The following is a 21,353-nucleotide window of genomic DNA, read 5'->3' on the forward strand; positions in this document are numbered from 1 at the left end:
GTCACCTTTGCGTCATTCCGAGGAGGCCCTGAGCGCCACCGCGGCCGCCGCCGGGCCGATGACGGCAAAGAACAGGGTGATGGCCGTGAGGATCATGAACGGCGGCAGGAAGGGCGCGGGGTCTTCGACCGCCGCGTAAGCCGCGCTGACACCGAAGATCAGCACGGGAATGACCAGCGGCAGCACGAGGATCGACACCAGAAGCCCGCCGCGCGGCAAGGCCACCGCGACCGCCGCCCCCATTGCGCCGATCAGCGTGATCGCCGGCGTTCCCGCCAGAAGCGTCAACATGGTGGCAAAGATCGCGGTCGGCTGCATGTTGAGGAAGAGGCCGAGCAACGGGGATACGAGCACCAGCGGCAGACCGGAGGCCGTCCAGTGGGCAAGGCACTTGACGAAGACGATGAGCACCAGCGGCGTCTCCTGCATCAGCATCACGTCCAGAGCGCCGTCCTCGCGCTCAGCCTGGAACAGGCGGTCGAGCCCAAGCAGCGAGGCGAGCAGCGCGCCGATCCACAGCATCGCCGGCCCCACCTGCGCCAGAAGCTTCAGGTCCGGCCCGAGCCCGAAGGGCACGACGGCGACGACGGCCATGAAGAACAGGATGCCGGTCAGCGCACCGCCGCCCGCCCGCGTCGCAAGCTTCAGGTCGCGCAGGTAGAGCGCCATCATGGCCCGCACCTGGGAACGGATATGGGAGAGAAAAAGCTGCGACCGAGCCTCATGCCGGCACCGCGAAGCCGGACATGGTCAGCGTCTGCGCACCGGGCACGTCGAGAGCCTGGTGCGTGGCGGCGATGACGATGCCGCCGGTGGCGCGATGTCTGGCGATCAGCGCCTCGACCATCCGCTCGCTCGCCGTATCGAGCGCTGCCGTCGGCTCGTCCATGAGCCAGACGGGACGGTGCGCGACCAGAAGCCGGGCGAGCGCCGCACGGCGCTGCTGCCCGGCCGAGAGATAGCCGAACGGAAGATGACCGAGACCGCCGAGACCGACCGCCTCCAGCGCATCATCTGCATTGGGCAGGGGATGGACATCTTGTTCGCGATCCCTCGCCTGCCCGCTAAAGCGTGACCAGAACACGAGATTTTCCGCAACCGTCAGATCGCGCTTCATCGCATTGCGATGTCCAAGATAATGAAGTGATTCGCGCACCGGCGCCGTGGGGTCGGTGACCCCTTCCAGCAGGATCGTACCGCTGTCGGCCGGATGAAGACCGGCGAGCGTTCGCAGAAAAGTAGACTTTCCGGTGCCGTTTCGACCGGTCACGAGCAAGGCGCCGCCAGCATCGAGAACGAGGCAAACCTCCCGGAAGATCGGGTCTTCGCCGCGGCTGGCACCCAGCCCGTCCACGCGCAGGCGAATTGGCATTCATCGTCCTTTTACGACGTTGGTCGCATTGAAAAAAATTGTCTCGAATTGACGGCGTTCGATCTGGCACGTTTTGGCGAAATTATCTATAACGCGCCCAACACGCCAGCGGTCGGCGTGAATTTCATCCTAGCGCCGAACATGGAAGATTTTCCACGTGCGGACAGCGGAAATGACCGTACCCGCATCCCAATCTGCGCCTTCAGGCGCTCGGGCGTTCGCACGTCAGTTTATGGCGATCAGACGGAACGGGGTATCTCAGTGTCCAAGTCCCTAGACAGTTTCAATTGTCGTTCGACCCTCACGGTCAACGGCGCCGACTATGTCTACTTCAGCCTGCCCACGGCCGAAGAGAACGGTCTCGCCGGCATTTCGCGGCTACCTTACTCGATGAAGGTCCTGCTGGAAAACCTGCTGCGCAACGAAGACGGCCGGTCCGTCACCAAGCAGGACATCCTCAACATCGCCGCCTGGCTGAACGACAAGGGCACGGCTGAAAACGAAATCGCCTACCGCCCGGCCCGCGTGCTCATGCAGGACTTCACCGGCGTTCCCGCCGTGGTCGATCTCGCGGCCATGCGCGACGCCATGGTGGCGCTCGGTGGCGATCCGGAAAAGATCAACCCGCTGGTGCCCGTCGATCTCGTCATCGACCACTCCGTCATCGTCGACGAATTCGGCACGCCGAACGCATTTGCCCGCAACGTCGAGCTCGAATATGAGCGCAACGGCGAGCGCTACCGCTTCCTGAAGTGGGGCCAGCAGGCATTCAAGAATTTTCGCGTCGTTCCCCCGGGAACCGGTATCTGTCACCAGGTCAACCTTGAATATCTCGGCCAGACGGTCTGGACCAAGGAAGAGGACGGCGAAACGATCGCCTATCCCGACACCTGCGTCGGCACCGACAGCCACACCACGATGATCAACGGCCTTGGCGTGCTCGGCTGGGGCGTCGGCGGCATCGAAGCGGAAGCGGCCATGCTTGGCCAGCCCGTCTCCATGCTCCTGCCGGAAGTCATCGGCTTCCGCCTGACCGGCAAGGTCAAGGAAGGCGTCACCGCGACCGACCTCGTGCTCACCGTCGTGCAGATGCTGCGCAAGAAGGGCGTCGTCTCCAAGTTCGTCGAATTCTTCGGCCCCGGCCTCGATTCGATGACGCTGGCCGACCGCGCCACCATCGGCAACATGGGCCCGGAATACGGCGCGACCTGCGGCTTCTTCCCGGTCGACGGCGAAACCATCAACTACCTCACCATGTCCGGCCGCACGACGGACCGGATCGCGCTGGTCGAAGCCTATTCCAAGGCGCAGGGCATGTGGCGCAATGGTGACGGCGCCGAACTGGTCTTCACCGACACGCTGGAACTGGACCTCGGCGACGTCGTGCCGTCCATGGCCGGCCCGAAGCGTCCCGAAGGCCGCATCGCCCTCGAAGGCATCGCGCCCGGCTTCGCCAAGTCGCTCGAAGCCGACTACAAGAAGCCCGGCCAGCTGGAAAACCGCTACCCGGTCGAAGGCACGGACTATGATCTCGGCCATGGCGACGTGGCGATCGCCGCCATTACCTCCTGCACCAACACCTCGAACCCCTCGGTTCTCATCGCTGCCGGCCTTCTCGCCCGCAACGCCGTCGCCAAGGGCCTGAAGAGCGCGCCGTGGGTCAAGACCTCGCTCGCTCCGGGATCACAGGTCGTCGGCGAATATCTCGAAAAGTCGGGCCTCCAGAAGGACCTCGACGCGCTCGGCTTCAACCTCGTCGGCTTCGGCTGCACGACCTGCATCGGCAACTCCGGCCCGCTGCCGGCGCAGATCTCCAAGACCATCAACGACAAGGGCCTGATCACGGCCGGCGTCCTCTCGGGCAACCGCAACTTCGAAGGCCGCATCTCGCCGGACGTCCAGGCGAACTACCTCGCCTCGCCGCCGCTGGTCGTGGCCTATGCGCTGGCCGGCACGGTCCAGAAGGACCTGACGACCGAGCCTCTCGGCATCGGTTCGGACGGGCAGCCGGTGTTCCTCAAGGACATCTGGCCGACCTCGCACGAGATCCAGGAATTCATCCTGAAATACGTCACGCGCGAGCTGTACGAGAGCAAGTATGCCGACGTGTTCAAGGGCGACGTCAACTGGCAGGCCGTTCAGATTCCTGCGGGCCAGACCTATGCCTGGGACGACGATTCAACCTATGTGCAGAACCCGCCTTATTTCGTGGGCATGGGCAAGACAGGCTCCGGCATCTCCGACATCAAGGGCGCCCGCGTCCTCGGTCTCTTCGGCGACAAGATCACGACCGACCACATCTCGCCGGCCGGTTCGATCAAGGCGGCATCGCCTGCCGGTGCCTACCTCACGGGCCACGGCGTCGGCGTTGCCGACTTCAACCAGTACGGCACGCGTCGCGGTAACCATGAAGTGATGATGCGCGGCACCTTCGCCAACATCCGCATCCGCAACCACATGCTCGGCCCGAACGGCAAGGAAGGCGGCTACACCTTCCACTATCCGTCGAAGGAAGAGATGTCGATCTACGACGCGGCCATGCAGTACAAGGAAGAGGGCGTTCCGCTCGTCATCTTCGCCGGTGGCGAATACGGCAACGGCTCGTCGCGCGACTGGGCGGCCAAGGGCACCAACCTGCTAGGCGTCAAGGCCGTGGTCGCGGAAAGCTTCGAGCGTATCCACCGGTCCAACCTCGTCGGCATGGGCGTCGTGCCCTTCGTCTTCGAGGCCGGCACCACCTGGGCTTCGCTGAACCTCAAGGGCGACGAGATCGTCACCATCGAGGGCCTGACGAACGTCCAGCCGCGCGAAAAGCGCACGGCCGTCATCACCTATGCCGATGGCACGGTGAAGGAGGTCCCGCTGATCTGCCGCATCGATACGCTGGATGAGGTCACCTACATGAACAATGGCGGCATTCTGCAGACGGTTCTGCGCGACCTCGCAGCCTAAGGCGCCATGACCTGAAAAAACGCGAAGGCCGGAACCCCGTTCCGGCCTTCTGCATGTCCGACGGTACCTCTGCCGCCTTCGCCGAAATTTCACTCCAACGTGACTTTGTGTTGAGGACGCTGCGGCGTATGAAAGAGCGGTTTCCGGCTGCCGCAATCCTGCCCGAATTGGAATCTGCCCGAAGTGGACCCTGCATGCCCGCCTCCAAGACCTCTCGCCTGAGCCTGATCGGCAGTCTCTTCCTGCTGGCAGCCCTTCCGGCCGCAGCTGAGGAAGCGACACGGGAAGCAGTGCCGCAGACGACGCAGGTGAAGACAGCGGACAGCGGGCTGGAAGTGACGCAGCCGAAGGGCGTCGTGGAACTGTTCACGAGCCAGGGCTGCGCCTCCTGCCCTCCCGCCGACGCTGCGCTGAAGCACCTGATCGACGACGGCTCCATCGTCGCCCTCTCCTATCACGTCGATTACTGGAATTACCTTGGCTGGGCAGACACGCTCGCCTCGAAGGAGAACACCGCACGCCAGTATGCCTATGCCAAGATGTTCGGCCGCAACGGCGTCTACACGCCTCAGGCCGTGTTGAACGGCCGCGATCAGGTGAACGGCGCCAATCTCTCGGGCATCAAGGGACGTCTGATCGCGCTCAGTGGTGCGGACGCGGGCATGAAGGTGCCGATTTCGGCGGAGCGCAAGGACGACGAGATCGACATCACCATCGGAGAAGGTAACGGCAAGGCCAATGTCGTCATCGTCTACTTCAACCGTCAGAAGGTGGTGGACGTGGAAAAGGGCGAAAACAGCGGCAAGAAGATGTCCTACTGGCACGCCGTGCGCGACATTCAGACGATCGGCATGTGGGACGGAAAGTCCGCCCGCTTCGTGCTGCCCGCCTCTGTGCTCGACCAGGAAAAGGACAGCGGCTGCGCGATCCTGCTGCAGCAGATGAAGGACGCGGAAACCCCCGGCGCCATCGTCGGGGCGGCAACGCTGATGGCAGCGCAGTAGACGTGCCGCGAGACGCCAGAGAATTGCCCGGTCCGGCATATCGAGGGCTGGGGGCTGAGGGTTTCGATATCACCGGACCGGGCGGTCAGGGTGGCACCGGCCTGAGGCCGATCCCGGTATGACCATCCATGCTCTCGCGTGACCGGAGGTCGGACAGGACGAGAGGCACGGAGATCCCAAGCCGGCGACACAAGAGACGCTGATCGACCGGCCGGGCGGCGCGCGGCACTTCGGAAAATCGAAGCAGCGGCGACGGGGCAGAGTTAACCGCCGAAATCAGGCACCGGTTTGACCGCAATGCGGCGGTGCAAAAAAAGCCGTCGCTACAGCAATACCCATCCGCCCTTGCGCGCATGCCATTCAAGCTTGATTTTCAGCCGTACTCAGGCACACTGTTACCGTCCTGTCATAACAAAAGGCCGGAATGTGCATGACCGATCAGACGGATTTGCAAGGTCGCCAAACCCTCAAGGCATCTGAAAGCGTGGTCGTCGATCTCAGCGACTATCGACATGCCAAAGATCCTCTTCCCGTGACGTTCCATCGCCGAGAACTCGACCAGATCCTGTGGGTCTATGGCCGTATGGTGGGAGAAGGCGAGTGGCGCGACTATGCGCTCGACCATATGCGCGACAAGGCGGTCTTCTCCGTCTTCAAGCGCTCGGGCGAACAGCCGCTCTACCGTGTGGAGAAGGTGCCGAAGCTTGCCGCCAAGCAGGGCGCCTATGCCGTGGTCAACACCCACGGCATGATCCTGAAGCGCGGGCACGAGCTGCAGCAAGTTCTGAAAATTTTCGACAAGCTGCTGAAGGTCGTGAAGAGCTGAGCTTGCGGGCGGTGGCCTTGAGGGCCTCTGCGGAAAGCGGGATCAGGCCCCGTAGAGCGTATCCGGATAGACGCCATCGGCCGGCACCGAGTCGAGGCCTTCGCCGAGCGCCAACTGCATGAACGTGGTATCGAGCCAGCGGCCGAACTTCAGCCCACTCCCCTTCACCGTGCCGCAATCGACAAACCCGGTGGACCGGTGGACGGCGATCGACGCGGGATGCGCACCGCCGATGACGGCCACCATCTGGCGGAAGCCGAGATCCGTGCAGCGCGCGATCAGTTCCGTCAGAAGCGCCTTGCCGACACCGCGTCCCCGGGCCTCCGGCGCGAGATAGATCGAATCCTCGACGAGAAACCGATAGGCGCTGCGCGTGCGGAAAGCCGAGGCATAGGCATAACCGATCACGACCCCGTCCGCGTCTTCTGCGACGATATAGGGATAGTTGTTGCCGGTGATCGTGGAGAAGCGCGTCGTCATTTCCGCCTGGTCGGGTACGGCGATCTCGTAGGTCGCGACGCCGTTGCGAACGGACTCGCTGTAGATGTCCGTAATGGCAGGAATATCGGCAAGGGAGGCATCGCGCAAAGTGAAGGACATGGCAGAATCTCAAAAGACATCGGTGTCCGCAAGTTCCTTCCACATTCCCCCAGCCCGATCAAGACGGTAGCGCCTGCGCACGAAAAAAGGCGGCCGAAGCCGCCTTTCCCAATGATCAGGTGGAGACCTGTCTTGTGCTTAGTTGCGGTTTCCGAGGAAGCGCAGCATGAAGAGGAACAGGTTGACGAAGTCGAGATAGAGCGTCAGCGCACCCATGATCGCCTTACGCCCAGCAGCCTCAAACCCATCGCCTTCGAAGTACATTTCCTTGATGCGCTGCGTATCGTAGGCGGTGAGGCCTGCGAAGATCAGCACGCCGATAACCGAGATCGCGAACTGCAGAGCCGACGACGCAAAGAAGATGTTGACGATCGAGGCGATGATCAGGCCGAACAGGCCCATGACCAGGAACGAGCCCATGGCCGACAGGCTGCGCTTCGTCGTGTAGCCGTAGAGCGACAATGCACCAAAGGAGGCCGCGGTCACGAAGAACGTGCGCACGATGCTCTGGCCCGTGTAGATCAGCATGATCGACGAGAGCGACAGGCCCATCAGCGCGGCATAGACCCAGAACGTGGTCTGGGCGGCCGAAACGCTCATGGAATTGATCCGGAAGCTCAGGAACAGCACCATGCCGAATGGCGCGAGCATGATCAGGTACTTCAGCGGGCTGACATAGATCGCCTGGCCAAACGCGGTCAACTGACCATCGGCAAAGGCGAACTGGAAGGCGAGAAACGCGGCGACGCCAGTGATGGCAACGCCGAGCGCCATGAGATTGTAGACCCGCAGCATGTAAGCGCGCAGGCCCTGGTCGACAGCAGCGTCAGCGCGCGCGCCGGCGGTCTGCATGCGAAAGTTTCTGGGATCGGACATTCTTATCCTCTTATCAGCTCGAAGTGACGGACAGGTCGCGACGAAAATCGGACCGGGCACCGCTGCGGAGCTTCAGCAAGCCTGAAGACAATATGATGCGGAACCGCCCCATTCTCAAGGGCGGTGCTGACGCATGACGCAATTGTAATGCGTGGGGGCGCCTGAGGGGCCGTCCGCTGCCTGTCAGAGATCGCGCAGAACGGGCGCTGCCTTCTGCCCGAGCACGCGCCATGTCCCCGCAAGCCCGATGCCGACCGTCATGACCAGGGCGACGACGATCGTCAGCACAGCCACATCCGGCAGGAAGGACGAGGGCAGCGTCATGATGCGGGCCACCACGAACCACGCCGCCACGCCGCCGGCCAGCAGCGCGAAGATCGCGGTGGAAAGGCCGAGGATCGCGTATTCGTAGCAGAAGGCCCGGATCAGCGTCGCGCGGGTCGCACCCAGCGTCTTCAGCACCACCGCATCATGGATGCGCGCGCGGTTGCCGGCGGCCAGCGCGCCGGAGAGCACGAGAACCGAGGCAACGAGCGCGACGCCGGCCGCAGCACGGATGGCCGTGGCCAACTGCCCCAGCAGGCCGTTGACGATGTCGAGCGCATCCTTCACCCGCACGCTCGTGATGGTCGGATAGGTGTTGGTGATCTGGCGCAATGCCGCCGCCTCCTGCTCGGCCGTGGCCGATGGGTCGATGACGGTCGCAAGCCAGGCATGCGGCGCACCGGCGAATGTGTTGGGTGAAAACACCATGACGAAATTGATCGACAGCGATTCCCATTCGACCGTGCGGAAGTTGGAAATGCGCGCCGTGATGTTGCGGCCGAGCACGTTGACGGTGACGGTGTCGCCCACCTTCAGGTTCAATTCGCGCGCCTCCTGCTCGGAGAAGGACACCAGCGGCTCGCCGCTATAGCCGTCCGGCCACCATGTGCCCTCGACGAGACGCGAATTCTCCGGCAGGTTCTTCGCATAGGTAATGCCGCGGTCGCCCCGGAGCACCCAGCGCCCGGCCGGCGCAACCTCGCGCTTGGCGACGTCCTCGCCGTTGAAGGCAAGGATGCGGCCGCGCAGCATCGGCACCTCGATGACCTTGCCCGCCGGCAGGGCCGTGTTCAACAGCGAGCGAAACCCTTCGATCTCGCTGTCCTGGATGTCGACGAAGAAGAAGTTGGGCGCCCGCTCCGGCAGGTTCCCCGTCAGCTCCCGCCGCAGGTTTCCATCGATCAGCGCCAACGTCACGAGAAGCGCAAGCCCGAGGCCGAGCGAGAGAACGACGGAAGGCGTCAGTGCACCCGGCCGATGGATATTGCCGATGGCGAGCCGCAGAGCGGGTGAGGACACCCGGGGACTCCGTCGCGCAAGGGCCGCAACCAGCACGGAGACGCCGCGCAGCACGACGAACGAAAAGGCGATGGCGCCGAGAAAGACGAGCGAGATCATCCGGTCGTAGGCCGTGAAGATGGCGAGACCGCCAAGTGCCGCAAGGCTCAAGGCCGCGGCCGCCAGATAGGGCCAGGTCGGCCAGCGATTTCGGTCGAAGTCCTGATTGCGGAAGAGCGCGGTTGCGGGCACGCTGCGCGCGCGGCCGAGCGGCAGGCAGGCAAAGGCCAGTGCCGTGAGCAGGCCGAACAGAGCAGCGAGCCCGAGCGCCGAGGGATAGAGCTGGAGATCCGTTGATATTGGCAAGATATCGGCGAGAAACCGGGCGGCAACCAGCGGAATAATCGCGCCGATGACGAGGCCGATAAAGATGCCGATCATCGCGATCAGCAGGATCTGGATGAGATAGATGGTGGAGACGAGAGCGCCGGGCGCGCCGAGGCACTTGAACGCCGCGATGACGCTGCGCTTGGCATCGAGATAGGCGCGAACCGCATTGGCGACACCGACGCCACCGACGATCAGCGCCGTCAGCCCGACGAGCGTCAGGAACTGCGAGAAGCGCGTGATGTTCGCCGTCAGCGACGGCGCGGCGTTCTGGCTGGAGCGGATGGACCATCCCGCCTGCGGAAACTGCTGCTCCGCCTGGGCGCGCACGGCCGGTACTCCTTTAGGGTCGGCAAGGCGCAGCTTGTAGGCATGCTCCACCAGACTTCCGGTCTGCACGAGACCGCTGGCCGCAAGCGCCTCCTGCGACACCAACAGCCGCGGCGCGAAACCGAACCCGTCCGACAGCGCATCCGGCTCGCGCACCAGCGTGCCGGATATCTTCACCCGCGCATTGCCGATGAGCAGCGTATCGCCCGTCTTTACGCCGAGACGATCGAGAAGCAGAGGGGCCGCGAGCGCGCCATAGGTGCCGTTATCGACGGAGAGAAGCGAGGCGAGTGGCGCCTGCGGTGCGCTTTCCAGCGTGCCATAGAGCGGATAGGCGGCATCCACCGCCTTCAGCTCCACCAGCGCCTGGTTCGAGCCATCGGGAAGCCGCGCCATGGAGCGCAATCCCGATGTAAGGGACACATCGCCGGCACCGTCGAGAAAGCTTTTCTCCTCGGTATTGGCCAGCCGGTTGTTCAGCTCGAACCGGATATCGCCCGCCAGCAGCGCCTGCCCCTGGGAGGCGATGGAGCCGGTGATGGCCTGCGACAGCGAGTTGACGCCGGCAATCGCCGCCGTTCCCAACGCGATGCAGGCAAGGAAGATGTAGAAGCCCGAAAGGCCGCCGCGCATTTCGCGCAGGGCCAGCCGCAAAGCGAGCGAAAGATCCGGCAGGCGCAAGGACGCCATCATGCCGAAACCGCTGACGGTGCGAGACCCGCTGTCGTGCGCCCATCATCCACGATGATGCCGGAACGCACTTTGATCTGACGCGAGCAGCGCGCAGCCAGGCTGTTGTCGTGGGTGACGAGGATCAGCGTCATGTTGCGCTCGGCCTGCTTGGAAAAGATCAGGTCCGCGATCTGGCGCCCGGTTTCGGTATCGAGATTGCCGGTCGGCTCGTCGGCGATCAGCAGTTTCGGCGAGGGCGCGAGCGCCCGGGCGATGGCCACGCGCTGCTGCTCGCCGCCCGAGAGCTGTCCCGGATAATGCGACAGCCGCTCGCCGAGCCCGACCGATGTCAACTCGCGACGGGCGATGTCGAAGGCATCGCGCACATTGGCAAGCTCAAGCGGCACGGCGACGTTCTCGAGCGCCGTCATATTGGGAATGAGGTGGAACGACTGGAAGACGATGCCGATGTTGCGGCCGCGGAAATCGGCCACGCGATCCTCGCTCAGCCCTTGCAGCGGCGTCCCGTCGATGACGATTTCGCCCTTGTCCAGACGTTCCAGTCCGGCAAGCACCATCAGCAGGGTCGATTTGCCCGAGCCGGAGGGGCCGACGATGCCGACCGATTGCCCGGCATCGATCTCCAGGCTCATGCCTTTCAGCACATGGACGGACGCTGCGGCCTGCCCGAGGGTCAGATCCGCATTTTTCAGTTCGATCATGGTTTTTGCCACGGGGTCCGCCCTATATAAGGATTATGCTGCAATTGCTCACATCCGGATTTAGGAGCGGCTTGATGCGAATGAAAGGTTTCGGGGCGCTTTTCCTGGCTGCTCTCGCAGGTTTGATCGCGGCAGGCCCGCTTTATGCTGCCCCCATCGAGCTCGTCGGCTTCGGAGACAGCCTGATGGCAGGCTATCAATTGCCGCCCGACGACGCCTTTCCCGCACGGCTGGAGAAGGCTTTGCGCGACAAGGGCCATGACGTGTCGATCTCCAATGCCGGCGTTTCCGGCGACACGACGTCGGGCGGGCTTGCCCGCATCGACTGGTCGGTCCCGGACGGCACCAAGGGCGTCATCCTCGAACTCGGCGCTAATGATGCGTTGCGCGGCATTCCGCCGGAGGAGAGCCGCAAGAATCTTGTCGCGATGATCGAGAAGCTGAAGGCGCGGGGCATCGGTGTTCTTCTGGTTGGCATGCTCGCACCGCCGAACATGGGCGGCGACTATGCCGATCGCTTCAACCCGATCTATCCTGAGCTCGCCAAGACCTATGGCGTCCCGCTCTACCCCTTCTTCCTCGATGGCGTCGTAGAGGATGCGGGCCTGAAGATCGAAGATGGCATGCACCCCAACCCCAAGGGCGTCGGCGTCATGGTGGAACGAATGCTGCCCGTGGTCGAGACCTTCGTTCAGGGATTGCCGAAATGAACAGAGACACCGAGCTGGCAAGACTGTTGCACCCAGTTCTGCCGTCGTCGGGAGTGCGTAGTCGCCCATTGGCCGTCAATCACCGTTGGACAAATATTGCAGGTGCGAATTTGTAGTTGCCTGCCGCGGCGCGTCGTGGTCGGCTGGGATGTCTGCAAGAGGTTTTTGCAAGATTCGGGGAGCTCGTCATGCCGAGACTGTTTACCGCCCTCGAAATCCCGCGAAATGCGGCGATGAGCCTGTCCCTTCTGCGCGGGGGCCTTCCCGGCGCGCGCTGGATCGACGTAGAGAACTACCACATCACCCTCCGTTTTATCGGCGACGTCGATAACCGCACGGCCGACGAGATCGTCGATCGCCTCGACCGGATCGAGCGACCGGAATTCGAACTTCAACTGACGGGAACCGGCGCCTTTGGCTCCAAGAAGCCGCATTCGGTCTGGGCCGGCGTCACCAACCCGCCGGAACTGATAGCCCTGCAGGCTGAGATCGAGCGCATCTGCCAGCGGCTGGGCCTTCCCGCCGATCCCCGTAAATTCACGCCCCATGTCACGCTGGCGCGCCTGCGCGCCTCGCGGGTGGACGATGTCGTTCATTACCTTTCGGGACGCGGCGGTTTCTACACCAACCCGTTCACTGTTTCGCGCTTCGTGCTCCTGTCCTCGCGCGACTCCGTCGGCGGCGGCCCCTACCTCACGGAAGACGTGTTCCAGCTCCACGAGCCCCGCTCGTCCGGCTTCGCACGCGTTGAGCAACAGTCGGCCAAGGGCATGCTATGACCGCACAGCACCTGTTGGTGCCGAAGCAAGACATAAGGTGACCGGTATGACCAAGCGCGACAGATTGAACGCCGACGACATCGCCGCAGGTCTTACGGATCTTCCCGGCTGGTCGCTGGCCGAAGACGGGCTGTCCATCGAAAAGACCTACCGCTTCAAATCCTTCGTCGAGGCTTTCGGCTTCATGAGCCAGAGCGCGCTGGCCGCAGAGAAGCTCGATCATCACCCCGAATGGTTCAACGTCTACAACCGCGTCGATGTGAAACTGACGACGCATACGGCGAAGGGCGTGACGGCGCTCGACCTTACGCTCGCCGCGCGCATGGAGGCGGCAGCATCTCCCGCACGTCCATGACGGCCGTTTGAATTGCTCGAATGTTTTCCCATATCAGACCCTATCAGGGATTGAGAAACAGGCGAGGTCAGGCGCATGAAAGCGGAAACGACGATGGACGAGGTCAAGATCGGCGAAATCCTCCTGCCGGGCGACCGCAGCGAGCAGGAGTCCAAGGCGCAGAAGGTTCGCCGCCGGTTCTGGCCGACGCTCAAGCGGGCCGTGCGCCAGGTTCCCTTCAGTCGCGATCTCGTCGCCGCCTATTATTGCGCGATGGACCCCGCGACGCCATTGCGCACCCGCGGCATCCTGCTCGGGGCGCTCGCCTATTTCGTCATGCCGTTCGATGTCCTGCCCGACGTCCTCGCCGTGGTCGGCTTTTCCGACGACATCGCGGTCCTCACGGCGGCCTTCGCGGCCATCAGCGGACAGATCAAGGAAAACCATTACGACAAGGCGGACACGGCGCTAGGCGAGGAAGGCCTCGCCGCCTGACACAATGAAGCCGGAAACGCCTACTCCGTCCCGTCGATGCCGTCATCGTGAAGAAGCGTGCGCAGCTTCCCGAAGGCAAGCCTGATCCGCGACTTCACCGTACCGAGCGGCAAACCGGTCGATGCGGCGATTTCCGAATGCGACTGCCCGAAGAAGAAGGCGAGCTGGATCAGCTTGACCTGTTCGCTCGGAAGCTTGGCAAGCGCCGTGCGCACCACATCCTCCCGATCGCCGCTTTGAACCAGCTCGTCCGGCGCAGGCGGTGCGGCCGGCAAAAGAAGCGGATCCTTCTCATCCAGCTTCCGCGTCAACTGCCGCCGCGCGGCGTCGATACGCCGGTTTCGCGCGATTCTGAAGAGCCAGGTGGACAGCGAGGACTTCTCGGCATCGTAGAGAGCGGCCTTGTGCCAGAGGACGATCATCACCTCCTGCACGATCTCCTCCGCCTCGTTGGACGGCGTGTTCTGTCGCAGCAGGAACGATTTCAGCCGGGGGGCAAAAAAATGAAACAGTTCGGCGAAGGCGGCTTGGTCCCGCTTTTTCGCGACGGCATCCGCCAGCCCTGCGAAATGCTGTCTCGCGTCCCCTGTCATGCCTGCCTTCAGGGCCTCCGTGCCCAAGATTTGGTGTATGTGAAACAACAGGTAAAGCTCATTCGAGAAACGTCAAACTGTTGCCCGATTCTTTGTGACATTAGCGGCTCATCGGGGTGACGTTATCGCGAATTCGGACCGTTTCCGATCCGACCTGACCCAATCGAAACGCACGAACAGCCGTAAACTGCGGATGCCGACGGTGCTTCGAACCCTTAGAGCCCCGATAGGACGAACAGGCTGTCTGAGAGCGACATCCAGGACGAGGCGACGGAGATCCGGCAGCGACGCCGGTCGTCGTGAACGATGCACGGCACGTCCAGAGCGTATCGTTTCCGCACGTTCCCGCCTTATTCTTGTGGTGTTGACGGTTTGGTAACCTGAATGAAGTCACAATAATCGTAATCGCGACCATGCATCGCCCGGCATCGGACGGGCGCTGGCAGCAAGACAACCGGCAGGACAAGATGTTTGTAAGACAGCTCTCAACCGCACTCGCACTCCTTCTCGCTGGCGCAGGCATCGCTTCGGCACAGTCTCCGACGCGCATCCAGCAGTTCAATGCCTGGGGGGCCTATTCCTACCAGTCGGGCAAGTCGAAGGTCTGCTACGTTCTGTCGGTGCCGAAGGAAAAGAGCCCCGCCAATGTCGATCACGGCGATATCTTCTTCCTGGTCTCGCAGCGACCGGGACAGAACATCTCCTACGAGCCGCAGGCCATGATGGGCTACGCCCTTCAGGAAAACTCCAAGGTCACCGTGACCATCGACGCCAAGAACTTCACGCTGTTTACCAAGGGCAACTCCGCCTGGGTCGAGAACGCTGCCGAAGAGCCGGCTCTGGTGGCAGCCATGAAGGTCGGCAAAGCCATGTCCGTCGTCGCAAAGTCGCGCAAGGGCACGCAGACGAACTATTCCTACTCGCTGTCCGGCATCTCGGCCGCGCTGAAGCAGATCGAAAGCTGCAAGTAAGCACTTCTGCAGAGGGAATGGATCGAAGGCCGGCCCCGCCGGCCTTCGTCGTTTCGGCCGTACGGCATCACCCTGCAGGAGGTGACGCCCGGCCAATTTCGTGCTAGACGCCGCATCAACGACATGCCGCACGGGTGAGACGCTCCCCGTGCGCCTTATAGTGCCTGCTCCCGTTTCGCCCTTCCGTCCCTTTCGTCCAACCGACCGGGAACCGTTCGGCGTTGCGGGCAAAGCTGCGACAGGAACATTGTGTGATGACCGATATCCTTTCCCTCGACCGCCCCGCACGCCCGACCGCCCGGCCGGCAGCGCTGCAGGAAATGCCCTCCCTCATCGGCCTCACGCGTGAGGAGATGGGCAGGGCGCTGGCCGACGTCGGCGTGGCCGAGCGGCAGGTGAAGATGCGCGTCAGCCAGCTCTGGAACTGGCTCTACGTTCGCGGCGTGTCGGATTTCGACCATATGACGAACGTCTCCAAGGATATGCGGGAGACCCTGAAGCGGCATTTCACCATTGCCCGGCCGGAAATCGTCGAGGAGCAGATCTCAACCGACGGGACGCGGAAGTGGCTGCTGCGCTTTCCGGCGCGCGGTGCCGGTCGCCCGGTCGAGATCGAGACGGTCTATATTCCGGAGGAAGGCCGGGGAACGCTCTGCATCTCCAGCCAGGTCGGCTGCACGCTGACCTGTTCCTTCTGCCACACGGGCACGCAGAAGCTCGTGCGCAACCTGACGGCAGAAGAGATCCTCGCCCAGCTGCTGCTCGCCCGCGACCGCCTCGGCGACTTCCCGGATCGCGACACGCCCCCCGGCACGATCGCGCCGGCCGAAGGCCGCAAAGTCTCCAACGTCGTGATGATGGGCATGGGCGAGCCGCTCTACAATTTCGAAAGCGTCAAGACCGCGCTGCTGATCGCGACCGATGGCGATGGCCTGTCGCTCTCGAAGCGCCGCGTGACGCTGTCGACCTCGGGCATCGTTCCGGAAATCTATCGCACCGGCGAGGAAATCGGCGTCATGCTGGCGATTTCGCTCCATGCCGTGCGGGACGACCTGCGCGATATGCTGGTGCCGATCAACAAGAAATATCCGCTGAAGGACCTGATGGACGCCTGCCGCGCCTATCCCGGCGTCTCCAACGCCCGCCGCATCACCTTCGAATATGTCATGTTGGAAGGCGTCAACGACAGCCTTGAGGATGCCAAGGAGCTGGTGAAACTCCTGAAGGGCGTGCCTGCCAAGATCAACCTCATCCCCTTCAACCCCTGGCCGGGCACGAACTACCAGTGTTCCCAATGGGAGCAGATCGAAAAGTTCGCCGATTTCATCAACGCCGCCGGCTATGCCTCGCCCATCCGCACCCCGCGCGGCCGAGACATCCTCGCCGCCTGCGGCCAGCTGAAGTCGGAGTCCGAGCGCATGCGCAAGGTCGATCGCATGGCTTTCGAAGCGATGATGATCGCCAATCACGGCGCCGACGATTGAGATGAGCCTGATCCACAACGAGCGAACGAAGCTGACGGCGACCTATTTGAATGGCGTTGCCATCGCCATCTTCGCCGTTGGAGGGTTTGCGCCTGCAATCGGCTGGCTGAATACCGGGGCCGCGCCCGGCCTGACGGTGGCCATCGTGTGCCTCGTTTGCATTTCCAGTTCGGTAGGCCTACATTTCATTGAACGATCCGTGCTGAAAGGACTGAAGCCATGAGCACAGAACAGTTCCTGACCATGCTGATCATGCCGATCGGCGGCTTGCTGATCGGAGCGCTGATGCTTTTCGTGACACGCAAAGACCGCAGGCCGGAAAACAATCCCGGTAAGTGACGCCTATCTCGCCTGCGTCAGCACGATCTTCACCGCGAACAGCGAAAACACCCCCGCAAAAACGTAGTCGATGGTGCGCATGACGCCCGGCCGTGCCTGGAGCCATCCGGAAAGCCGGTCCGCCGTCAGCACGACCGCGATGTTGATCGGCAGGGACACGGCAATCAGGGTCAATCCGAGCACGATCAGCTTCGCTCGAAGATTCGGATCACCGGCCGTGACGAATTGCGGCAGGAAGGTCATGAAGAAGATGATGACCTTGGGATTGAGCAGATTGACAGACAGTCCGGACAGGATGTTCGCCACTGGCGAAGCCTTCGGAGCCGCCATGCGCTTGACCGAAAGGCTCGATCCGTAGCGGATCGCCTGAATGGCGATGTAGAGCAGATAAGCCGCACCCCCGGTCTTCAGCACGAAGAAAGCGGTCGGTGACGCAGTGACAAGCGCCGAGACGCCGAAGGCGACGAGGAATGTGTGCACCAGGCAGCCCAGATTGGTCCCCAGACTGACTTGAAACGCTGCCGCCCGCCCTTGGCTCAGCGCCCGGCTGATCCAGAGCGTCATGTCGGGTCCGGGCGTGATCGCAAGCAGAAGGCTTGCAGCGGCAAAGGCCAGCAGGGTCGGCAGGCTGGGGATGAAGTCCATGACATCGTCTCGCAGAAGGGTTCTGTGCTTCATCAGCTTTTGCAGCTATTCCCAGGCAAGGCAAGAACCTCCCCATCCTCGCTGAAGGGCTCCCGTATGACATCGTCTTTCGAAATGCTGAAAATCCGAAATGCCGGGGAATGGCAGGCCTATCGCGAACATGATTTCGTTTGCCGGCTGGGCGCGGGAACGCTGCCCGAAGAGGCCTTCCGCCATTATCTCAAGCAGGATTATCTCTTTCTCGTCCAGTTTGCCCGCGCCTGGGGCCTTGCCGTCTACAAGAGCCGCGATCTCGATGAAATCCGCCAAGGGCTGGAAAGTCTGAAGGCCATCGTCGAGGTCGAGATCGGCCTGCATGTCGGATACTGCGCCGAATGGGGCATTTCGGAAAAAGACCTTGCCGACGTGCCACCATCGCCCGCAACCCTTGCTTATACCGATTACGTCCTCGAAAAGGGCCTGCACGGCGACCTTACCGACCTCCATGTAGCGCTTGCGCCTTGCATCATCGGCTATGGCGAGATTGCTCTGTGGCTTCAGGCCCAGCCCTTCCTGAAAAGGGACGGCAACCCTTACACGGCCTGGATCGAGATGTATGCGAGCCCCGACTATCAGGCCCTCGTCCGAAGCGAGATCGACTGGCTCGACCGCCGGCTTGCTAGCCTCGACGAAACAGCCATCTCGTGCCTCTCCGGGATTTTCGGCAAGGCGACCCGGCTGGAAGCCGATTTCTGGCAGATGGGCCTCGATCTTACCTGACGCGCGTCTGACTGCTCGCGATTTTCTCCCGGTGCGGGATTTCGAATTTCCGGAATATGCAGTAAGAGTTCCGCCATTTCGAAGAGATACGGCGCATTCTGCCGCCGTTTACCCCCTTACTCCCATTTATCCAGACGGAACGGATCACCATGGCACTTCCCAAAGACGTCAAGAAGGTCGTGCTCGCTTATTCGGGCGGGCTCGATACCTCCATCATCCTCAAGTGGCTGCAGACGGAACTCGGCGCGGAGGTCGTGACCTTCACCGCCGATCTCGGCCAGGGCGAGGAGCTGGAGCCGGCGCGCAAGAAGGCCGAGATGATGGGCATCAAGGACATCTTCATCAAGGATGTCCGCGAGGAGTTCGTGCGCGACTTCGTCTTCCCGATGTTCCGCGCCAATGCCGTCTATGAAGGCGTCTACCTGCTCGGCACGTCGATCGCCCGCCCGCTGATCTCCAAGCACCTGATCGACATCGCCCGGGAAACCGGCGCCGACGCGATCGCTCACGGCGCGACCGGCAAGGGCAATGATCAGGTCCGCTTCGAGCTTTCGGCCTATGCGCTCAACCCCGACATCAAGATCATCGCACCCTGGCGCGACTGGTCCTTCAAGAGCCGCACCGATCTTCTGGAGTTCGCCGAAAAGCACCAGATCCCCGTCGCCAAGGACAAGAAGGGCGAGGCCCCCTTCTCCGTCGACGCCAACCTTCTGCACTCCTCGTCCGAAGGCAAGGTTCTGGAAGATCCGGCTGTCGAGGCCCCGAACTACGTCTACATGCGCACGATTTCGCCCGAGGAAGCGCCTGATGTCGCAACCACCGTCAAGATCGGCTTCCGCAAGGGCGACGCCGTCTCGATCGACGGCAAGGAATTGAGCCCTGCCTCGATCCTCACGGCCCTGAACGCACTCGGCCGCGACAATGGCATCGGCCGTCTCGATCTGGTGGAAAACCGTTTCGTCGGCATGAAGTCACGCGGCATCTACGAGACGCCCGGCGGCACCATCCTGCTGACCGCCCATCGCGCCATCGAAAGCATCACGCTCGACCGGGGCGCTGCCCACCTCAAGGACGAGATCATGCCGCGCTACGCGGAACTGATCTATTACGGCTTCTGGTTCTCGCCCGAGCGCGACATGCTTCAGGCCCTGATCGACAAGAGCCAGGAGCATGTGGAAGGCGAAGTGACGCTGAAGCTCTACAAGGGCAATGTCATGGTCATCGGCCGGACGAGCGACAAGTCGCTCTACTCTGACAAGCTCGTCACCTTCGAGGACGACCAGGGCGCCTACGACCAGAAGGACGCTGCCGGCTTCATCAAGCTCAATGCGCTGCGCCTGCGCACGCTCGCGGCCCGCAACCGCATCAAATAAGAAGACGAGCTGCGGCCGGGCAACCGGCCGCAGATCTATTCCGCAGGCGTCTCCACGGCGCTCTGCGTCAGGCGTACGAACGTCACATAGGACGCAACGGCCCCGAGGCACATCAGCGGAATGATCGTGCCGAACGCAAACAGCGGCACGCCGACGAGCGCTGCCGCCAGGCCTCCGAGAAACCCGCTCGCCATCTGGATGAACCCGAGCATGGCGGAAGCAGACCCCGCAATATGCGGGAACGACTGCAGCGCCGCCGTCGTCATATGCGGCGTGAGGAACGCGATGCCGAAGCTCGAAAAGGCGACGGGCGCCATGACCGAGAGATAGGTCGGCGGCAGCAGATGCGTGGAAAGCGCGATCAGCACACCGCCCGAGGCGAGCATCGCCAGCCCCACCCGGACGGATCGCTCGCCCCCGAGCCGGGCCGCCGTCAGCCGCAGGCACACCGATCCGAGAAAATAGAACCCGGACTGCATGAGCATGCCGAGCCCGAACGCCGTCGGCGACAGGCCGACCCGGTCGATGAGGATGAACGGCAGCATGGTCGCCTGCGCATAAAGCGAGCCGATCGCGCCGCCGAGCACGCCCGTGGCGGCGAGAAACCTGATATCGCGGAGCACCTCCCGGTAGGACGCAGCGACCCGCCTCGGCCGGGCCAGCGCCGGATCCGGCCGTCCCGTTTCCCGCATGAAGACCAGCACGGAAAGAATGATCGTCAGTGAAAACCCGATCAGCATCACGAAAATCGCGTGCCACCCGAAGGCGACCAGGAGCAACCCGCCGATCGCCGACGCCATGGCAGGGCCGATCGCCAGCATGATGCCGATGAGGTTCATGATCCGCGACGCCTCGGCACCCGTGAACTGGTCGCGCACGACGGCGCGCGCCACCGTGATGCCGACAGATGCACCGATGCCCTGCACCAGCCGCCCGGCGAGCAGCCATGTCACATCGGGCGCTAGCACGCAGATCAGGCCGCCGAGGGCGTTGATGCCGACAAACACGAGCGTCGCGTTCCGCCGGCCGAAAGCATCCGAAAACGGGCCCGACACCAGCTGCGCCACGGAGAAACCGGCGAAGTAGACCGTCAGCGTCAGCTTGATCATCGATTCGGTTGAGGAAAAGGCGCTGACCAGCTGCGGCATGGCCGGCGTGTAGATCGACATGGAAATCGGCCCGAGCGTTGCCAGCAACGCGCCCAGAATGCTGGTGCGGCGCTCGCTCATGCGCCCGCGCATCGCAGCTTTCATGAGGACGTTCGATCTGCCTGTGCCGTCCCTTGGGCTTGTGACACCCCCGGCGGCGGCGCCTGCGCCGGGTTGCGGTCGAGGTCATGCAGGTTGTCTCGCATCATCTTCAGGCTGAGTCGTAGGATCTCGAGCTCCGCCGCATCATGCCCCGCCGTCACCTCGTCCATCAGTGCGCGGACATGGGTGCGAATATCCAGCAGCACACCATCGGCAGCCGGTGTCGCCACCACGTTTTTCGCGCGGCGGTCGGACGGATCGGGAATACGCTCGACGAAACCGAGCGCCTCCAGACGGTCGAGATAGGTCGAAAGCGTCATCGGCTCGATGCCCATGCGGATGGCGATATCCGCCTGCTTGATGCGCTGGTTGACCGCGACCTGAATGAGAGCCCGCGCCTCGCCGGGCGTCACGCCGAGGTTTGCCGCATTGATTCGTCTGTCGAACGCACTGCGCAGCAGGCGTGAAACATCGGTGAGAAGCATGCCAACGGTATCGGCTTCCAATCGGACGGTCATGAAGTCTCCCTTATGCGCCGCCGCGTCGGTCGTGACCGG

At 62.9% G+C, this 21,353-nt stretch carries 22 protein-coding genes; 12 read left to right on the top strand and 10 right to left on the bottom strand.

The features are described from left to right. Positions 1-12: 12 nt before the first annotated feature. Both ccmB and ccmA read right to left on the bottom strand, forming a co-directional pair. Positions 13-672: a heme exporter protein CcmB gene (gene ccmB, locus C8J33_RS15060; protein WP_110801046.1), complete on the bottom strand. Its 660-nt coding sequence runs from the start codon at positions 670-672 to the stop codon at positions 13-15. A gap of 49 nt (positions 673-721) precedes the next feature. Further along, positions 722-1,366, bottom strand: a complete 645-nt coding sequence (ccmA, locus tag C8J33_RS15065; RefSeq protein ID WP_132664908.1) for a heme ABC exporter ATP-binding protein CcmA — start codon at positions 1,364-1,366, stop codon at positions 722-724. A 267-nt stretch (positions 1,367-1,633) separates the two neighbouring features. Between ccmA and acnA the strand changes: the two genes are divergently transcribed. The 3 genes from acnA to C8J33_RS15080 all read left to right on the top strand — a co-directional run bounded on the left by acnA (position 1,634) and on the right by C8J33_RS15080 (position 6,154). Further along, the gene (gene acnA, locus C8J33_RS15070) at positions 1,634-4,324 is read left to right on the top strand and encodes an aconitate hydratase AcnA (RefSeq protein WP_132664791.1); all 2,691 of its coding nucleotides are present in this window, start codon (positions 1,634-1,636) and stop codon (positions 4,322-4,324) included. A gap of 194 nt (positions 4,325-4,518) precedes the next feature. Then, a complete protein-coding gene (locus tag C8J33_RS15075; RefSeq protein ID WP_132448733.1) occupies positions 4,519-5,328 on the top strand; it encodes a DUF1223 domain-containing protein in 810 nt (269 codons plus the stop codon). Positions 5,329-5,758: 430 nt separating this feature from the next. Beyond that, on the top strand, positions 5,759-6,154 hold the full coding sequence (locus tag C8J33_RS15080; protein ID WP_132664792.1) for a DUF2794 domain-containing protein: 396 nt from the start codon (positions 5,759-5,761) through the stop codon (positions 6,152-6,154). 42 nt (positions 6,155-6,196) lie between these two features. Here C8J33_RS15080 and C8J33_RS15085 read toward each other — a convergent pair whose 3' ends face one another. The 4 genes from C8J33_RS15085 to C8J33_RS15100 form a co-directional block, all read right to left on the bottom strand. Then, complete coding sequence (locus C8J33_RS15085; protein WP_132664793.1) at positions 6,197-6,754, bottom strand: GNAT family N-acetyltransferase; 558 nt, start codon at positions 6,752-6,754, stop codon at positions 6,197-6,199. Positions 6,755-6,892: 138 nt separating this feature from the next. Then, positions 6,893-7,630 carry a Bax inhibitor-1/YccA family protein gene (locus C8J33_RS15090; RefSeq protein ID WP_092989583.1) on the bottom strand — a complete coding sequence of 246 codons (738 nt, stop codon included), beginning with the start codon at positions 7,628-7,630 and terminating at the stop codon, positions 6,893-6,895. A 183-nt stretch (positions 7,631-7,813) separates the two neighbouring features. After that, complete coding sequence (locus C8J33_RS15095; protein ID WP_132664794.1) at positions 7,814-10,363, bottom strand: ABC transporter permease; 2,550 nt, start codon at positions 10,361-10,363, stop codon at positions 7,814-7,816. After that, positions 10,360-11,076 carry an ABC transporter ATP-binding protein gene (locus C8J33_RS15100; protein WP_132664795.1) on the bottom strand — a complete coding sequence of 239 codons (717 nt, stop codon included), beginning with the start codon at positions 11,074-11,076 and terminating at the stop codon, positions 10,360-10,362. The genes C8J33_RS15095 and C8J33_RS15100 overlap by 4 nt, the downstream gene beginning before the upstream one ends. Positions 11,077-11,138: 62 nt before the next feature. Here C8J33_RS15100 and C8J33_RS15105 point away from each other — a divergent pair, with 62 nt between their 5' ends. The 4 genes from C8J33_RS15105 (at position 11,139) to C8J33_RS15120 (ending at position 13,382) form a co-directional block, all read left to right on the top strand. Then, the gene (locus C8J33_RS15105; protein ID WP_132664796.1) at positions 11,139-11,774 is read left to right on the top strand and encodes an arylesterase; all 636 of its coding nucleotides are present in this window, start codon (positions 11,139-11,141) and stop codon (positions 11,772-11,774) included. Positions 11,775-11,962: 188 nt separating this feature from the next. Continuing rightward, positions 11,963-12,553, top strand: a complete 591-nt coding sequence (gene thpR / locus C8J33_RS15110) for an RNA 2',3'-cyclic phosphodiesterase (protein ID WP_132664797.1) — start codon at positions 11,963-11,965, stop codon at positions 12,551-12,553. Positions 12,554-12,599: 46 nt separating this feature from the next. Beyond that, positions 12,600-12,908, top strand: a complete 309-nt coding sequence (locus C8J33_RS15115; RefSeq protein WP_132664798.1) for a 4a-hydroxytetrahydrobiopterin dehydratase — start codon at positions 12,600-12,602, stop codon at positions 12,906-12,908. A gap of 93 nt (positions 12,909-13,001) precedes the next feature. Then, positions 13,002-13,382, top strand: a complete 381-nt coding sequence (locus C8J33_RS15120; RefSeq protein ID WP_132664909.1) for a YkvA family protein — start codon at positions 13,002-13,004, stop codon at positions 13,380-13,382. A gap of 20 nt (positions 13,383-13,402) precedes the next feature. Here C8J33_RS15120 and C8J33_RS15125 read toward each other — a convergent pair whose 3' ends face one another. Beyond that, positions 13,403-13,975: a sigma-70 family RNA polymerase sigma factor gene (locus C8J33_RS15125; protein ID WP_110801054.1), complete on the bottom strand. Its 573-nt coding sequence runs from the start codon at positions 13,973-13,975 to the stop codon at positions 13,403-13,405. Positions 13,976-14,442: 467 nt separating this feature from the next. On the opposite strand from C8J33_RS15125, the gene C8J33_RS15130 reads away from it, so the two are divergent. The 3 genes from C8J33_RS15130 to C8J33_RS15140 all read left to right on the top strand — a co-directional run bounded on the left by C8J33_RS15130 (position 14,443) and on the right by C8J33_RS15140 (position 16,653). Beyond that, complete coding sequence (locus tag C8J33_RS15130) at positions 14,443-14,946, top strand: invasion associated locus B family protein (protein ID WP_092935801.1); 504 nt, start codon at positions 14,443-14,445, stop codon at positions 14,944-14,946. 254 nt (positions 14,947-15,200) lie between these two features. Continuing rightward, positions 15,201-16,430, top strand: coding sequence for a 23S rRNA (adenine(2503)-C(2))-methyltransferase RlmN (rlmN, locus tag C8J33_RS15135; RefSeq protein ID WP_132664799.1), 1,230 nt, complete (start codon positions 15,201-15,203; stop codon positions 16,428-16,430). A gap of 1 nt (position 16,431) precedes the next feature. Further along, positions 16,432-16,653, top strand: coding sequence for an amino acid transporter (locus C8J33_RS15140; protein WP_245507188.1), 222 nt, complete (start codon positions 16,432-16,434; stop codon positions 16,651-16,653). 119 nt (positions 16,654-16,772) lie between these two features. On the opposite strand, the gene C8J33_RS15145 is transcribed toward C8J33_RS15140, so the two are convergent. After that, positions 16,773-17,414: a LysE family translocator gene (locus C8J33_RS15145; RefSeq protein WP_110801197.1), complete on the bottom strand. Its 642-nt coding sequence runs from the start codon at positions 17,412-17,414 to the stop codon at positions 16,773-16,775. Positions 17,415-17,510: 96 nt separating this feature from the next. On the opposite strand from C8J33_RS15145, the gene tenA reads away from it, so the two are divergent. Continuing rightward, complete coding sequence (gene tenA, locus C8J33_RS15150) at positions 17,511-18,173, top strand: thiaminase II (protein ID WP_132664801.1); 663 nt, start codon at positions 17,511-17,513, stop codon at positions 18,171-18,173. A 149-nt stretch (positions 18,174-18,322) separates the two neighbouring features. Next, positions 18,323-19,546, top strand: coding sequence for an argininosuccinate synthase (locus C8J33_RS15155; RefSeq protein WP_110729833.1), 1,224 nt, complete (start codon positions 18,323-18,325; stop codon positions 19,544-19,546). Between the two features lie 35 nt (positions 19,547-19,581). On the opposite strand, the gene C8J33_RS15160 is transcribed toward C8J33_RS15155, so the two are convergent. Both C8J33_RS15160 and C8J33_RS15165 read right to left on the bottom strand, forming a co-directional pair. Further along, on the bottom strand, positions 19,582-20,775 hold the full coding sequence (locus tag C8J33_RS15160) for a multidrug effflux MFS transporter (RefSeq protein WP_132664910.1): 1,194 nt from the start codon (positions 20,773-20,775) through the stop codon (positions 19,582-19,584). Between the two features lie 20 nt (positions 20,776-20,795). Further along, positions 20,796-21,314, bottom strand: coding sequence for a MarR family winged helix-turn-helix transcriptional regulator (locus tag C8J33_RS15165; protein WP_110801199.1), 519 nt, complete (start codon positions 21,312-21,314; stop codon positions 20,796-20,798). Between the last annotated feature and the right edge of the window lie 39 nt (positions 21,315-21,353).

The organism is Rhizobium sp. PP-CC-3G-465, from assembly GCF_004343445.1.
Lineage (GTDB): Bacteria > Pseudomonadota > Alphaproteobacteria > Rhizobiales > Rhizobiaceae > Ferranicluibacter > Ferranicluibacter rubi.